Genomic DNA, 14,345 nt, shown 5'->3' with positions numbered 1-14,345 from the left:
CTATTTTCCTGTAAGTTTCGACAAAATTTTTTCGAAATTTTGCCGAAAACGGCGACGATCCTGGTCAGAAAATTGTTTCATTCCTTTCGGATATACTCCTTGCCTTCGCAGTTTTGCATGAAAATAGCGATGGTAAAGAGCATTTGCCATCTCTTCCTCTTTATACACCTTTCCGCGCGGAGAGATGACATGCACGCCGCGGCTCACCAGCATGCTTGCCAATCCCACGTCCTGGGTCACCACCACATCCCCTCGTGCCGCATGATTGAAAATGTACAAATCCACCGCTTCCTTTTCTGTATCAACGTATACCCACTTCATTTGTTGCAACGGTGAAAAGTGATTGTACGACGAAATAAACACACTTGGTATATTATATTTCGCGGCAAGGGAGAAAATTTCAATTTTTATCGGGCAAGCATCCGCATCTACAAAAACCGTCGGTCCCACTGTCTATATCTGACTGCTATCGCCGTTCATCGCGCGTTGTCTAGAATAGGCTAATGAAGCAACCAGATTTACACCTCCTATTATTCTACACCATTCTCAAAAATCCTTCTTTTTCCCCCCGTATAATGAACGAATTTTGTCGAAAAAAATTTTACACTTGCCCTTGACAAATAACTATAAATAGTTTACTCGTCTTTTACACGCTCTAAACCTATATTGTGCATTTTTCTCGCAATTTTTTATTATAATATAAACATTGAAAATATGCTACAAAAAATAAAAGCACAATTCACATGAACGTGAATGTGCTACAGTTTTCTTTTCTTCATAATAATGCTTGCTGTTTCTTCGACTGCTTTATTCGTCACATCGATCACATCGCAGCCGATTTTCGCGACAATTTCATCGAAATAAGCAAGCTCTTCTTTAATGCGGTCCATATTGGCATAAATAGCCTGGTCATTTAATCCAAGCGACTTTAGACGCTCGCGGCGAATCGAAAGCAGCTTTTCCGGACTAATTTTCAAGCCGAAACATTTTTCGCTCGACACCTGAAACAGCTGCTCCGGCGGCTCTACTTCCGGTACGATCGGCACGTTGGCCACTTTTAACCGCTTATGGGCCAAATATTGTGATAGCGGCGTTTTCGAAGTGCGCGATACACCGATTAAAACGATGTCAGCGCGCAAAATTCCCCGCGGGTCGCGCCCGTCATCATATTTAACCGCAAATTCAATCGCTTCAATTTTCTTAAAATAATCCTCATCCAATACACGCACTTGTCCTGGTTCATACCTTGGCGTTAATTGAAACAGATCGCTCATTTTTTCAATCAGCGGCCCGATAATGTCATACGCTATCACTCCTTCGCGCGCTGCTTCCTCAAGAAGAAACTGGCGCATCTCCGGAACGACGAGAGTAAAGGCGATAATTCCCTGATTCATTTTCGCTAGCGCCACCACTTCGGCCAGCGTCGTTTTATCTTCTACATACGGTACGCGTTTGATCTGAATATGGGAGCTATAAAACTGGCTTGCTGCCGCTTTCACTACAAGTTCCGCTGTTTCCCCTCCTGAATCGGAAACAACATAAACAAGGCGTTGATTCATCTTTCTCCTCCTTTTTCTCCTACAACAAATCGTCTTTTGCTAGCGCAACGAACGCCTTTGTCATATTGGTTTTCGTTATTCGTCCAATGACTTCGTACCCTTTCTCTGTTTTCCGCACTACCGGCATGGCATCGATCTGCTTTTCGATCAGCCGTTCTGCTACTTCAATAAGCGGATCATCTTTATAGCAAACCGCTATATTCGGCATTCTTGTCATAATGATATTGACTGGAATCGCCGTTAACTCCTGTTTGCCGATGCTTGCACGCAGCAAGTCTTTCCGTGATAGTACACCAACTAACAGCGATTCATCGTCAACGACAAACAAGGTGCCGACATCTTCGAGAAACATCGTCACAATCGCATCATATACGCTTACATTTTCATTGACAACCACCGGAATTGACTGGTAATCAGCAACCTTTATCTTTTTTATTTTATCAGCCAGCAGCTGCGATCCCGTTTTTCCTGTATAAAAATAGCCTACCCGAGGCCGCGCTTCCAAATAACCGGCCATTGTTAAAATCGCCAAATCCGGACGCAATGTGGCCCTTGTTAAATTCAACTTCTCGGCAATGCTTTCGCCGGTAATCGGGCCATGATCTTTCACAATTTGCAAAATTTGTTCTTGGCGTTTATTCAGTTCGATCGTTGCTCACCACCTTGCCTAAAAGCTATATAAGTTTAACTTGAAGATTAGACCTCTGATGATAAAAAATTTGTCATAGATTTTCGACTGTCACGCATTAGCGTGACAGTCGAAAAACATCGTGATCCTTTGATAAATGGCAAGTTCTATAATTTATTATACTATACTCCGTTTCTAAGGAGAAAATTTTGTATCTGAAAAGATAACTAATGATCGCTTGCTTTTTCGTTGTTTTTATTGTGGTTTCCCATGTTTTGGCCAGATGAACTTATCTCTTTTAATTCATCGATTTGACTTAAAAAACGTTTCGTTTTCAGCGATAATCCGGAATATTCATCATAATAGGAAGAAATGACGGTACGGAGTTCTCGCTTCGTTTTTTCTTTTACAGAAATAGTTCCTAGCCTTGATATATCGATGTAATAAAACAAGCGCAACAGTCGGACAGCGGCTGCGGAAAGGGGAATGCGGTGCGGATCGGCAGACTCGCAGCGATGACAAAGAAAACCGGCTTCCTTCACTGAAAAAGAAAAATTCCCCTCCGTTCGACTGCATATTGCACAACGATCTAATGTCGGGGGAATCCCCATCACCGATAACATTTTTACCTCATAAATACAAGTAAGAATCTCTAAATCTCGCCCTTCGTTCATATATTGTAATGTCTGCAGAAGCAGTTCAAATAAATATGGATTGCGCTTTTGCTCCTCGGTAATTTTATCTGTCAGCTCTACAATATAGGATGCATATGCTGCAGTGAAAATATCCTCGCGGATGGTGCGCATGGAATCGATGATTTCTCCCTGATGCAGCACGCCAACCCCACGGCTTCTGCGGATTAAGTAATGGCCGTATGTAAACGGTTGTGTAACGGCAGAAAGGCGGCTGCTTGGCTTTTTCGCTCCCCGTGCCATTGCAGCCACCTTTCCCCATTCTCTCGTGAAGAAAGTAACGATTTTATTTGTTTCGCCATAATCAATGGTACGAATGACCACTGCTTCACATTTTTCAAACAATCGTATCACCACCGATTTACGAACGCTCATTAAAAAATAGGCTGATCAACTTCCTCCAGTTCCGCTTCTTGTTCATCGCCGCTAAGCTGTTGCTCTCTTTCCAGCTCTTTAAAAAGAAGATATGTGTCGATATTGCCTGTTTGGCTAAATAATTTCCAAGTGAATTCAAGCATGGAACCACACCTCTTTCCGCCTGCAGCATTGCTTGTTTTTCCGTCTAATAATAGGTTGACTCCAACAGAAATGTTTATGTTACATAAAATTTTCTAATTAATACTCCTCTTCCCGGAATCCGAAATCGCGCAACTGGGCAAGGCGATTGCGCCAATCCTTTTGCACTTTGACCCATAGCTCCAAAAATACTTTTGACCCAAGCAGGGCTTCAATATCCATGCGCGCCCGCTGTCCAATTTCTTTTAGCATCCGTCCTTGCTTTCCAATAATGATCCCTTTTTGCGAATCGCGTTCTACGATAATGACGGCACCGACATAAACGGTGTCACTATCCTTGCGCCGCTCAATGCTTTCCACCACGACAGCAATAGAATGCGGAACTTCCTCACGCGTTAAGTGAAGCGCTTTCTCACGAATCAACTCCGCGATAATAAACTGTTCCGGATGATCGGTGATTTGGTCAGGCGGATAATATTGTGGGCCTTCCGGCAAATATTTTTTAATTTGCTCGACCAAATTTTCCACATTATTTCCTTGCAATGCGGAAATCGGAACGATTTCAGCAAATGGATAAAGATCTTTATATTGATCGATTAGCGGCAACAAATCATCCGGATGGACTTTATCAATTTTGTTCATGACTAGAAACACCGGAGTGTTTACCTCTTTCAGCCGTTCAATAATAAATGCATCGCCGCGTCCAAATCCTTCTTCAACGTTAACCATAAACAAAATAAGATCGACTTCCCTTAACGCGTTCAGCGCCACCTTCATCATAAAGTCGCCAAGCTTATGTTTTGGCTTATGCACTCCTGGCGTATCAATAAAAATAATTTGTGCATCTTCTGTCGTGTAAACACCTTGAATTTTATTTCGCGTCGTTTGCGGCTTATCGCTCATAATAGCGATTTTTTGGCCAATGACACGGTTTAAAAACGTAGATTTTCCAACGTTTGGTCTACCGACAATTGCTACGAATCCTGATTTATATCCTTCCTTATTCATGGATATCCTCCGCTGAAAAAGCTTTTGGTAATAGTTCTCCCACTGTTAGTTCCATTATATCACCGTTTAAATTTGCCAATATTACTTTCATATCACTTGGACATAGCTCGAAAATAACTTGACGGCAGGCGCCACAAGGGGATACCGGCCAGGGTGTATCGGCAATCACCGCAAGGGCGACAAATTCCGTGTCCCCTTCCGAATACGCCTTAAAAAGCGCCGTTCGTTCCGCACAATTGCACATGCTGTAAGCAGCGTTTTCAATATTGCAGCCGCGGTACACTTTTCCGTCTTTGGTTAATAAAGCGGCGCCAACTTTAAATTTCGAATACGGAACGTAGGCATATTCTCGTGCTTTTTTTGCTTCTTCGATGAGTTCATTCTTTTTCAACGTTTCTCTTCCTTTCTCGGCTTGGAAGGCAATGTACCTCTTCTTTTATTTTACAAAAAATCTTTATAAATTTCATCTCTCGTCATGAAAATGTAACAGAAAAATTAGAATTTTCCTACTTATCTATCATATATGGCAGAAAGATGATGATTCCAATGGCCACTGCAACGATGGCGGCGAACAAAACAGCGGCCGCCGCAATATCTTTTGCCGCTTTTGCCAACGGATGGAAGTCGGTTGTCATCAAATTGACAACACGCTCGATCGCCGTGTTGATAAGCTCTAACGTAATCACGCTCCCGACGGTCAGCAAAAGAATAAGCCATTCCCATTTAGAAATACGAGCGACAGCAGCAGCAGCAATGGCAACAACAGCTAGGGCGATATGAACGCGCAGATGCTCCTCTTCTTTAATTGCGGTCCTCATTCCTGCCCATGCGCAAGCAAACCGTTTTTTTTCCTTCTGCCAATTCATAGCTATCTCCTTAATCCAAATTGCTTTAAAATCTCTTCTTGCTTAGAAAACATCGTTTTCTCTTCTTCCTCCGTTTGGTGATCGTAACCTAACAGATGCAAAAAGCCGTGCACCGCCAAAAAACCGAGTTCGCGCATGAACGAATGCCCGTATTCTTCGGCCTGTTCTTTTGCCTTTGGAATAGAAATAATAATGTCGCCAAGCAATGGCGGAATATCGGCGCCGATAATTTCAATCTCTCCTTCTCCTTTTTCCTCAAGCGCGAAGGAAATCACATCGGTTGGCTGGTCTTTTCCACGGTAGTCGCGGTTGATGATGCGGATTCGTTCATTGTCGACAAAGGAAACGCTCACTTCTGCCCCTTGAGGGACGCCTTCAATTTCCGCCGCATGGTTTAGCAACCGCTCGATCATCGTTATTTGTTCTTCTGTAACTTCATTCGTTTCGTCGATAAAATCGATGTGAAGAATCATGCGTGTTTCACCTTTTCCTTTCTTATCTCTGGATATTCAATGCGCGAATGAAATACACCATTTAGCGTCTCACAAAACGAACGGGCGACAATTTCTAATTCTTTTAACGTAATATCACATTCGTTCAATTGGTTGTCTTGCAAACGGTCAGCAATAATGGAGCGCACAATTTTTTCGATTTTTTCCTGGGACGGGCTAGAAAGCGAGCGCACTGCCGCCTCCACGCTATCCGCAATGCTAACAATCGCCGCTTCCTTCGTTTGCGGCTTCGGCCCCGGATAGCGGAATTCTTCCTCCAGTACAAAGCCCGTTTGTTCCAGAGCTTTATGATAAAAATATTTTAACAAAGTTGTACCGTGATGTTGTTCGGCAATGTCAATAATTTCCTTTGGCATGCGGTGCTTTTTTAATATTGCCACTCCGTCTGCTACATGAGCAAGAATAATATTTTTGCTTAACTGCGGCGATAAATGATCGTGCGGATTCCCGCCGATTTGATTCTCGATAAAATAGCGCGGCCGTTTCGTTTTTCCGATGTCATGGTAATAGCAGGCGACGCGCGCCAGCAGACCGTTCGCACCAATCGCTTCGCACGCAGCTTCGGCCAAATTGGCGACCATAATGCTATGATGGTACGTTCCCGGCGCTTCGATTAAAATTTTGCGAAGCAGCGGGTGATTCGGGTTAGACAGTTCAATTAGTCTGATCGATGATAAAATCCCGAATGCCGCCTCCAACATTGGCAATAGCCCAATCGTCAAAATAGCGGAAAAAATGCCGGAAGCAAGCGCCATTAGCAAGAACATTCCAATTTCCGAAAGCGAATAATGGCCGTTTTTTAACAAGATCATGGCCAGTATCAATACCATATTAATAAAAGCAACAAATAATCCAGCCTGCCAAATTTTTGCCTTGCGCAGCTGTTGATGCAAAAAGAAGCTGCCTGCCAACCCGCTTGCTAGCAAATAAATGGCTAACGAAACTTGTATCGTGCCGTTTGCGCCTATTTCCTCATTAAACATCAAACTTCCGCATACAGCGCAAAGAATTGCCGTCATGATCGCTATTCGTTCCCCAAGCAAAATGCGCACCAGCATGGTGCCGAAAGCAATCGGCACCAGATAGCCGGTGGAAACAGTATCTCCTTGCGGCAAGAGGCGGACAAGCTCCATTATCAGCATAGTGATGGTAAATATCGTTGTAAATAGAAATAAATCCGTGTTGGTCCGTTCGCGTCCAAAGTAATAAACAAGCGGAGAAAGCAATAATAGCACAAGCATGGAAAGGCCGATCAACGGATGGAAAGAATGGTCGTTTTGCAATAAGCCGGCAAGCTGCAGCTGGTGGTAAATTTCATTCGTAATAAACTGTCCTTCCTCTACGATCACTTGTCCCTGCAAAATTTTTACCGGCTTAACCTCATCCATTACCTGTCTCCGCTTTTCTTCCGTAGCCGCCCGGTCATAAACCACGTTTGGAATGACAGCCTGTTTTGTAAGCTTTATAACGATTTCTTTTAATGACGGCGAAAGCATCGCATACTTCAATTCATCTGCTGCTTTTTCTCTTGCCTTATCTAATTCCTCCTGCGTAATTCGTTCCCTCATAATCAAATGGACGGCCGTTACCGCTGCTTCTTTCGCAGTTTTTATATCTTCTGGAGCCGCATGAAGCAGCGCTTCCCACTCGTTGGCCGACAAATAAGAAAACCATTCAGGCGGCAGCCGCTCCTGCAGCGCGCCGACCATGTCCGTCTCCACTTCGTTTTCCCTTTTTGCTTGTTCCTGTATGTCCACAATGGCTGTAAATAAGGACGAAATTAAATCGACGCGGTTTTCCGCATATTCTTTTTTTAATGTATAAATATCAGCCACTTTATTGGCCGCTTCTTCTTTCAGCCGTTCGGTCGCCTCCTTATCTTCGATCGTAATCGGCGACCGGATTGTTTCTTTTGCGACGTCAAACAGGCGCAGTTCATATTGGCGCGGCTTTACATGCCAGTAAAGGACGGAAAACAGCATTAGCCCTAAAAACAAAAACAAAAGATAGCGGACAAAACGAACACGGCTCGTATGCTTTAGAAAAAAGTGAATCCTTTCCAACGGTTTTCCCCTCACTTTAAAGAAAAGACCCTGCGGGAAACGGGTCTTTTTTTATCTATAAACCTGCCTGATTATACGCTTCAATAATTTTCGCCACGAGCGGGTGGCGCACTACATCTGATTGCTCGAGAAAAACAAATGAAACACCGCTGATGGTAGCCAATATTTCTTTAGCTACGGCAAGGCCTGATTTGACTCCCTTCGGCAAGTCCACTTGTGAAATATCGCCGGTAATGACCATTTTTGAACCAAATCCTAGCCTCGTTAGAAACATTTTCATCTGAGCCGGCGTTGTGTTTTGCGCTTCATCTAAAATGACAAAAGCATCTTCTAACGTTCTCCCGCGCATGTAAGCGAGCGGAGCAATCTCGATCGTTCCACGCTCGATAAGGCGCTGCGTATGGTCTACCCCCAACACATCGTGCAGCGCATCGTAAAGCGGGCGTAAATACGGATCTACTTTTTCTTTTAAATCTCCCGGTAAAAACCCTAAACTTTCTCCCGCCTCCACCGCCGGACGAGTCAAAATAATGCGCTTCACTTGGCCGTTTTTTAGCGCCCGAACAGCCATGACTACCGCCAAGTACGTTTTCCCGGTTCCAGCTGGACCGATACCGAAAACCAGATCATGCTGCTTAATGGCGGTTACATAATGCCGCTGTCCTAGCGTTTTGACGCGAATCGGTTTTCCTTTTGCATTTTTCGTTATTTCTTCCTCATATAAACTGACCAAATAGTCGAGTGCTCCCTTTTTCGCTAACTGTATCGCATACATCACGTCCCGCTCGCTAATCGTAATTCCCTTGCGGATGATGATCAATAAGTGGCGCAGCAAGTCATCCACAAGCTGTACTTGCTCGGGGGTACCGGAAACACTCACTGTTTCCCCTCTTGTTACAATGGAAACCCCCAATTCCTCTTCCAATCGTTTGAGATGGGCATCATGAATGCCGAACAAGGCAATGGCTTCGTTTGCGTTTTCTAATTGCTGACTGATCGTTACAAACTCCTCTAACATTCTCAATCTCCTTGAACGATAGGTTGTGGTATTGCGATATTTTCAATCACTTGATAATGCAATTCTACCACTACTTTACCATTCTCTTTCGTCTGATGCAAAACTTTTTCGCCTTTTATGGAAGCATCATCAGGCAGTTTCTCTTTTAATTCCTCGCGGGCAAGTTCCTTTGCCTTTGCAAACGCTTCTTCCCACGTATAGCTCCGCTTTACTTCTGCTGTTTCCCGGAAAATGACGCGCTCATAATATAAGGGCAAGTCCCATTTCCAAAAACGAAACGGCCTTTTTTGTACATTGATTTCATAATTGGTAAACTTCGGCTTTTCCCATCCCCAAACCGGAAGAGAAATATTTCCTATTTTTATATAATGTTTTTCCATATATTTTCCTGTCAAGACGCGAAAAGTGGCATCAAGTGGCAGGACAACGGTAGACTTGTACCATGTTTCGCCAAAAATTTTCCCCCTTGCCGGCACTAATTTTGTTTGCCCTTCTTTCCCGATAATTCCAGACACGAGCAGCTGCCCCTTTGTAACATGGTCATGAACGGAAACAAGCGGCTGTCCTTCTTCAACAAACATATCAGTAATAATCGCCTTCTTTTTCGCTACTAAATGCTGCGCCCCTATTTTTTTCGGCTCTTCAGGCTGTTCTTTTTCTACCACCCGAAAATAAAGCGTTGTCCCTTTCCATTCTACACCAACCCATGTAATCGCATCGATGCGATCTGTCAATTTCTTTTGAATCGTTTCCGGATCATCAACGAGAAATTGAAACGCTCCTTTTTCTATCCCCATTCTTTTTAATTCTTTCCAAATCCGGTATTCCGTCTCCGGCTTTGCCCCTTTGATTTCAATCCCCCATGTCATGTTGGAAAGTAAAAAAACAATAACGAAAAATAAACATATTCCGAGCAAAAACCCGGTGTTCGACAACGCTTTTTTGCAGAAAAAAGGAAACCCTGTTTTTCCGACAAAATAAAGCTTGCACTCGCTTTTGCGGGCGACGATGCGCAACCGCTTCACATCGCTTAACTTAATAAAAAACGTCACAATATGGTCGCTATGCTTTTTCACATTCCAAATGACAATATCGTTGCGCACACACGCGTTCAGCAAACGTTCCACACCTTTTCCTTGTGCTTTCACCCTTACGCTGCCAATCAGTATGTTCATCCATTGATTTTTCATCGTATTTCCTCCCGTGAATGGTTATTCATCTATATAAATCACTTGGTTGATTTTCCCTTCCAACAAAATTTCTTCTGGCAAAATCGTTTTGATGACAAACTTTTCGCCGCGAACAAGCAGCTGCCCTTGCTTCAAAAGCAGGCGTAGTTCTTTATCGCTAAACGTCAACAGCCCTCGGTGATTTTCAATATAAATATGTATTTGCCCAACCATCGTAATGCGGGGAAGGTCCATCACAATATCAGCGGGAAGCTCCAGTTTATCGGTAATCCATCTTTTCATCTTCTGGCGCCACTTTTTCACCATAAAAAAGAACCCCCTTTCATCTCATATGTATGAGAAGAAAAGGGGTTATAGCACCTGTTTTGCAAAAACAAAGGGCGCCCGTCTACACGGAGCACCCTGTTCATCATGATTGTGAAAGTTGTTGTTGGACAAGTTTATTGACGAGAGAGCCATCCGCTTTTCCTTTTACTTTCGGCATGATCGCTCCCATCACTTTCCCCATATCCGCTTTCGAGGAAGCTCCTACTTCGGCAATCGTCTGTTTGACAATTTCCAAGAGCTCTTCCTCTGTGAGTGGTTTTGGCATATATGATTGAACAATTTCCAATTCTACCTTCGTTTTTTCGACAAGGTCAGCACGGCCTGCGTTTTCGAATTCCTGGAGGGAGTCTTTACGCTGCTTTAATTCTCGAGAAAGAACGGTTAGCTCTTCGTCTTCCGATAATTCGCTTTTCCCTAGTTTAATCGCTTCGTTTTGCAACGCCGCTTTCAACATGCGAAGAACGGAGAGTTTTTCTTTTTCTCTGCTTTTCATCGCCTGCTTCATGTCGTCATTTAAACGATCGAGAAGACTCATATATACACCCTCTTTTAATGCTTGCGCTTTCTAGCCGCTTCAGATTTTTTCTTCCGTCTGACGCTTGGCTTTTCATAAAATTCGCGCTTTCTTACTTCTTGCAGTGTACCTGTTTTGGAAACGGCACGTTTGAAGCGACGAAGAGCGTCGTCAATGGATTCGTTTTTTCGAACGATGGTTTTTGACATCCTGCTTCCCTCCCTCCGAGCAACAACCATTACATTTTGTTACTATGCGTGTACTTGTCAATTATAATACATGCTTGCGCCAAAGGTCAATAAAAAACTGTCATTGTTCACCTTCCTTGCCCATACAAATAGGATGAAAGGGGGAAGGACAAGTGGTGCAATTGCTCATCTGGTTTTCGGTTTATACTGGCATTTTTCTTCTTGGCATGTTTATGATGAAAGCAGGATTTTACACTTTATCTGGACACCGTCTAAAACGCTGGCTATTACGCTTTACAGACACCCCGTGGCAAGGATTTCTCACCGGAACGGTGACGACTGCCCTTATGCAAAGCAGCTCTGCCGTCATGGTAATTACAGTTGGGCTCGTCTCCACCGGCTATCTTACATTCCGGCAATCGATCGGCATTATTTTAGGAAGCAATATCGGCTCTACCATCACGACAGAAATCATGACACTCCATGTTGGCGACAACGCCATTCCATTGCTTTTCGTTGGCGCGATTCTCGTCTTTTTTGGTCGTTACCGTCTTGCCTATAGCATCGGAATGATTATGGTCGGGCTCGCTTCTTTATTTTTTGCCATGAACGGGTTTAGCCAATTAGCAAAACCGTTGGCCGCTTATCCGATCATTGACGAGTGGCTGAAAAAAACGAACAATTCCCCGCTTGCCGGAATCATGATCGGCATTATTTTTACAGCCATTATTCATTCGAGTGCGGCAATGATCGGCATCGCCATGGGGTTTTTGAATGAACATCTATTAACATTGCCAGCCGGCATCGCCATTTTGCTTGGCGCGAATATCGGTACATGTATAACCGGCCTCCTTGCCAGCATCGGTTCCGCATATGAAGCAAAATTAACGGCGTATACTCATTTATGGTTTAATGTCATCGGCGTGATCATCTTTTATTTTTTTATTGACCCGCTCGCTTTTGTTGCTGGCAAGCTAAGTAATTCCCCGGATGTGCAGCTGGCTCATGTCAGTGTCCTGTTTAACGTTATTTGTTCGTTGGCGGCGCTGCCATTTGTCCGCTGGATCGAAGCGGCTATATTATTTTTTCACGGCCGGCGTTTTTAATAATCAGAGTGGGCTGTTTTCCCTTCGATAATCGCTACGCCCGAACTTGTGCCAATGCGCGTCGCCCCTGCTTGTATCATGGCGTTTGCACTTTGTATGTCACGGACGCCGCCGGAAGCTTTCACCCCGATGGACGGGCCGACCGTTTTGCGCATTAATGCCACATCTTCGACTGTCGCACCGCCGGTAGAAAATCCGGTCGACGTTTTGACATAATCCGCGCCTGCTTTCACCGCAAGCTGGCAAGCACGCACTTTTTCTTCTTCTGAAAGCAGACATGTTTCAATAATTACTTTGACAAGCGCTTTCCCCTTCGCCGCTTCGACAACGGCGCGAATATCGCGTTCCACAAGCTCATCGTTTCCATCTTTCAGCGCGCCGATATTGATCACCATATCGACTTCCGCCGCCCCGTTTTCAATCGCGTTTTTCGTTTCGAACGCCTTTGTTTCCGGCGTATTGGCTCCGAGCGGAAAGCCGATTACCGTACATACTTTCACATCCGTGCCTTTTAACAGTTCGGCGGCGGTTGCCACCCATGTCGGATTGACGCAGACGGAAGCAAATCCATACCGTTTTGCTTCTTCACACAGCTTTACAATATCGTTTTTTGTTGTATCCGCTTTCAACAAGGTATGGTCAATCATTTTGGCAATATTTGTTTCCAACTTCATCAATCTCCTTTCATGCATAGAGGTCTGACCTCTATCATCATACCATTTTGAACAAAAAAAAACTAGTCTACAGCATATTTTTATAGTAAACAAAAACCCAGCTCTGTACTAGCTGGGTTATGAGCTTAATTCGACGGATTGCGGGATGTCATCCGTCACGACGCGGACAAATTCGCCTTCATTATACGGATATCCGGCTTTTGTAATTTTTACTTTAACGATTTCACCGACCATTTCTTCAGTAGCCGGGAATTTTACTTTTAAATAGTTATCGGTGTAGCCGATATACAGACCGCTTTCCGGATTTTCTTTGTCCCGTTCTTCCGGAATTACTTCCAGCACTTGTCCTTCAAATTGCGAAGCATATTCTTTCGCCAGCTGATCAGACAGCGCAATTAAACGGCGGACGCGATCGTGTTTCACATCCTCATCCACTTGATTTGGCATGCGTGCGGCCGGCGTGCCTGTCCGTTTGGAATACGGGAAAACGTGGAGTTCGGAAAAGTGCTGTTCGCGCACAAAGTTGTACGTTTCCATAAACTCTTCTTCCGTTTCGCCTGGGAATCCGACGATCACGTCTGATGTAATCGCCAATTCAGGGAACACTTCACGCAAACGTGCTAGCCGCTCGGCAAAAAATTCGGTTGTATATTTGCGGCGCATCCGTTTTAATACGGTATTGGAGCCCGATTGAAGCGGAATATGCAAATGGCGCACGATCTTATCGGAACGCCGCAGCACTTCGATCACTTCATCGGTAATTTGGCTCGCTTCAATCGATGAGATGCGGAGCCGTTTCAGACCGACAACTTGCTCGTCCAAATCGCGGAGCAGCGCCGCAAAGTTATAGTCTTTCATATCCGTTCCATAACCGCCTGTATGGATGCCCGTTAAAACAATCTCTTTATAGCCGGCGTTAACTAGCTGCTGCGCCTGGCGGATGATTTCTTTCGGATCGCGGGAACGCATTAATCCGCGCGCCCATGGAATGATACAAAAGGTGCAAAAGTTATTGCATCCTTCTTGAATTTTTAAAGAGGCACGCGTCCGGTCGCTAAACTCCGGAACGTCCATTTCTTCGAACACGCGTGTTTTCATAATGTTGTGAACGGCATTAATCGGCTGGCGTTCACGCTGAAACTGTTCCACATATTCTAAAATTTTTCCGCGGTCTTGTGTGCCGATGACGATATCCACCCCCGGAATCGCCATTACTTCCGCCGGAGACGTTTGCGCGTAGCACCCCGTCACGCACACAACCGCATCCGGATTCCGGCGAATGGCGCGGCGAATGACTTGGCGGCTTTTTTTATCGCCTGTGTTCGTCACCGTGCAAGTATTGATGACATACACGTCAGCACGGCTTTCAAAATCTTTCCGTTCATAGCCTGCCTTTTTAAACAATTGCCAAATCGCTTCCGTTTCATAATGGTTGACTTTACATCCAAGAGTATGAAATGCAACGGTTGGCATTTGCTCTCACC

At 44.4% G+C, this 14,345-nt stretch carries 18 protein-coding genes; 1 reads left to right on the top strand and 17 read right to left on the bottom strand.

All coding sequences use genetic code 11. From position 1 onward, the window contains the following. The 15 genes from HT574_RS12650 to rpsU form a co-directional block, all read right to left on the bottom strand. Entirely contained in the window at positions 1–450 is a 450-nt protein-coding gene (locus tag HT574_RS12650) for a YaiI/YqxD family protein (RefSeq protein ID WP_042406269.1), read from the bottom strand. Between the two features lie 308 nt (positions 451–758). Beyond that, positions 759–1,559 carry a pyruvate, water dikinase regulatory protein gene (locus HT574_RS12645; RefSeq protein WP_042406273.1) on the bottom strand — a complete coding sequence of 267 codons (801 nt, stop codon included), beginning with the start codon at positions 1,557–1,559 and terminating at the stop codon, positions 759–761. A gap of 19 nt (positions 1,560–1,578) precedes the next feature. Then, positions 1,579–2,208: a transcriptional regulator CcpN gene (gene ccpN, locus HT574_RS12640; protein ID WP_255212249.1), complete on the bottom strand. Its 630-nt coding sequence runs from the start codon at positions 2,206–2,208 to the stop codon at positions 1,579–1,581. 206 nt (positions 2,209–2,414) lie between these two features. After that, a complete protein-coding gene (gene recO, locus HT574_RS12635) occupies positions 2,415–3,224 on the bottom strand; it encodes a DNA repair protein RecO (RefSeq protein ID WP_175244862.1) in 810 nt (269 codons plus the stop codon). Between the two features lie 29 nt (positions 3,225–3,253). After that, the gene (locus HT574_RS12630; protein WP_017435639.1) at positions 3,254–3,397 is read right to left on the bottom strand and encodes a YqzL family protein; all 144 of its coding nucleotides are present in this window, start codon (positions 3,395–3,397) and stop codon (positions 3,254–3,256) included. 97 nt (positions 3,398–3,494) lie between these two features. Next, on the bottom strand, positions 3,495–4,403 hold the full coding sequence (era, locus tag HT574_RS12625) for a GTPase Era (protein ID WP_175244861.1): 909 nt from the start codon (positions 4,401–4,403) through the stop codon (positions 3,495–3,497). Continuing rightward, the gene (locus tag HT574_RS12620) at positions 4,396–4,794 is read right to left on the bottom strand and encodes a cytidine deaminase (protein ID WP_217499508.1); all 399 of its coding nucleotides are present in this window, start codon (positions 4,792–4,794) and stop codon (positions 4,396–4,398) included. Before HT574_RS12620 ends, era begins: the two co-directional genes overlap by 8 nt. Positions 4,795–4,909: 115 nt before the next feature. Then, the gene (locus HT574_RS12615) at positions 4,910–5,269 is read right to left on the bottom strand and encodes a diacylglycerol kinase family protein (RefSeq protein ID WP_175244860.1); all 360 of its coding nucleotides are present in this window, start codon (positions 5,267–5,269) and stop codon (positions 4,910–4,912) included. A gap of 2 nt (positions 5,270–5,271) precedes the next feature. Further along, a complete protein-coding gene (gene ybeY / locus HT574_RS12610; protein WP_017435635.1) occupies positions 5,272–5,742 on the bottom strand; it encodes an rRNA maturation RNase YbeY in 471 nt (156 codons plus the stop codon). Then, positions 5,739–7,844 carry an HD family phosphohydrolase gene (locus HT574_RS12605; protein ID WP_175244859.1) on the bottom strand — a complete coding sequence of 702 codons (2,106 nt, stop codon included), beginning with the start codon at positions 7,842–7,844 and terminating at the stop codon, positions 5,739–5,741. Before HT574_RS12605 ends, ybeY begins: the two co-directional genes overlap by 4 nt. Before the next feature lie 55 nt (positions 7,845–7,899). After that, a complete protein-coding gene (locus tag HT574_RS12600; RefSeq protein ID WP_017435633.1) occupies positions 7,900–8,862 on the bottom strand; it encodes a PhoH family protein in 963 nt (320 codons plus the stop codon). A 2-nt stretch (positions 8,863–8,864) separates the two neighbouring features. After that, entirely contained in the window at positions 8,865–10,052 is a 1,188-nt protein-coding gene (gene yqfD / locus HT574_RS12595) for a sporulation protein YqfD (protein WP_175244858.1), read from the bottom strand. A gap of 21 nt (positions 10,053–10,073) precedes the next feature. Further along, positions 10,074–10,358: a sporulation protein YqfC gene (yqfC, locus tag HT574_RS12590; protein WP_017435631.1), complete on the bottom strand. Its 285-nt coding sequence runs from the start codon at positions 10,356–10,358 to the stop codon at positions 10,074–10,076. A gap of 103 nt (positions 10,359–10,461) precedes the next feature. Continuing rightward, positions 10,462–10,914: a GatB/YqeY domain-containing protein gene (locus HT574_RS12585; protein WP_017435630.1), complete on the bottom strand. Its 453-nt coding sequence runs from the start codon at positions 10,912–10,914 to the stop codon at positions 10,462–10,464. A gap of 14 nt (positions 10,915–10,928) precedes the next feature. Further along, positions 10,929–11,102 carry a 30S ribosomal protein S21 gene (gene rpsU, locus HT574_RS12580; protein ID WP_008879912.1) on the bottom strand — a complete coding sequence of 58 codons (174 nt, stop codon included), beginning with the start codon at positions 11,100–11,102 and terminating at the stop codon, positions 10,929–10,931. Positions 11,103–11,254: 152 nt separating this feature from the next. Here rpsU and HT574_RS12575 point away from each other — a divergent pair, with 152 nt between their 5' ends. Next, on the top strand, positions 11,255–12,187 hold the full coding sequence (locus tag HT574_RS12575; protein ID WP_175244857.1) for a Na/Pi symporter: 933 nt from the start codon (positions 11,255–11,257) through the stop codon (positions 12,185–12,187). On the opposite strand, the gene deoC is transcribed toward HT574_RS12575, so the two are convergent. Together deoC and mtaB are read right to left on the bottom strand one after the other, a co-directional pair. Further along, positions 12,184–12,855 carry a deoxyribose-phosphate aldolase gene (deoC, locus tag HT574_RS12570; RefSeq protein ID WP_175244856.1) on the bottom strand — a complete coding sequence of 224 codons (672 nt, stop codon included), beginning with the start codon at positions 12,853–12,855 and terminating at the stop codon, positions 12,184–12,186. The genes HT574_RS12575 and deoC overlap by 4 nt on opposite strands. 123 nt (positions 12,856–12,978) lie before the next feature. Continuing rightward, positions 12,979–14,334, bottom strand: a complete 1,356-nt coding sequence (gene mtaB, locus HT574_RS12565; protein WP_175244855.1) for a tRNA (N(6)-L-threonylcarbamoyladenosine(37)-C(2))-methylthiotransferase MtaB — start codon at positions 14,332–14,334, stop codon at positions 12,979–12,981. Between the last annotated feature and the right edge of the window lie 11 nt (positions 14,335–14,345).

Source organism: Parageobacillus sp. VR-IP (assembly GCF_013357975.1).
Classification (GTDB): Bacteria; Bacillota; Bacilli; order Bacillales; family Anoxybacillaceae; genus Saccharococcus; species Saccharococcus caldoxylosilyticus.
Note: the sequence above shows the minus strand (reverse complement) of the source record. Positions and strands in the feature narration are given on the sequence as shown.

Bases quoted from the DNA above. Each gene is read 5' to 3' on its own strand.
- yqfC (WP_017435631.1), bottom strand. From the start codon at position 10,358: ATGGTGAAAAAGTGGCGCCAGAAGATGAAAAGATGGATTACCGATAAA.
- HT574_RS12585 (WP_017435630.1), bottom strand. From the start codon at position 10,914: ATGAGTCTTCTCGATCGTTTAAATGACGACATGAAGCAGGCGATGAAA.
- HT574_RS12645 (WP_042406273.1), bottom strand. From the start codon at position 1,559: ATGAATCAACGCCTTGTTTATGTTGTTTCCGATTCAGGAGGGGAAACA.
- HT574_RS12615 (WP_175244860.1), bottom strand. From the start codon at position 5,269: ATGAATTGGCAGAAGGAAAAAAAACGGTTTGCTTGCGCATGGGCAGGA.
- HT574_RS12630 (WP_017435639.1), bottom strand. From the start codon at position 3,397: ATGCTTGAATTCACTTGGAAATTATTTAGCCAAACAGGCAATATCGAC.
- rpsU (WP_008879912.1), bottom strand. From the start codon at position 11,102: ATGTCAAAAACCATCGTTCGAAAAAACGAATCCATTGACGACGCTCTT.
- mtaB (WP_175244855.1), bottom strand. From the start codon at position 14,334: ATGCCAACCGTTGCATTTCATACTCTTGGATGTAAAGTCAACCATTAT.
- HT574_RS12600 (WP_017435633.1), bottom strand. From the start codon at position 8,862: ATGTTAGAGGAGTTTGTAACGATCAGTCAGCAATTAGAAAACGCAAAC.
- era (WP_175244861.1), bottom strand. From the start codon at position 4,403: ATGAATAAGGAAGGATATAAATCAGGATTCGTAGCAATTGTCGGTAGA.
- yqfD (WP_175244858.1), bottom strand. From the start codon at position 10,052: ATGAAAAATCAATGGATGAACATACTGATTGGCAGCGTAAGGGTGAAA.
- ybeY (WP_017435635.1), bottom strand. From the start codon at position 5,742: ATGATTCTTCACATCGATTTTATCGACGAAACGAATGAAGTTACAGAA.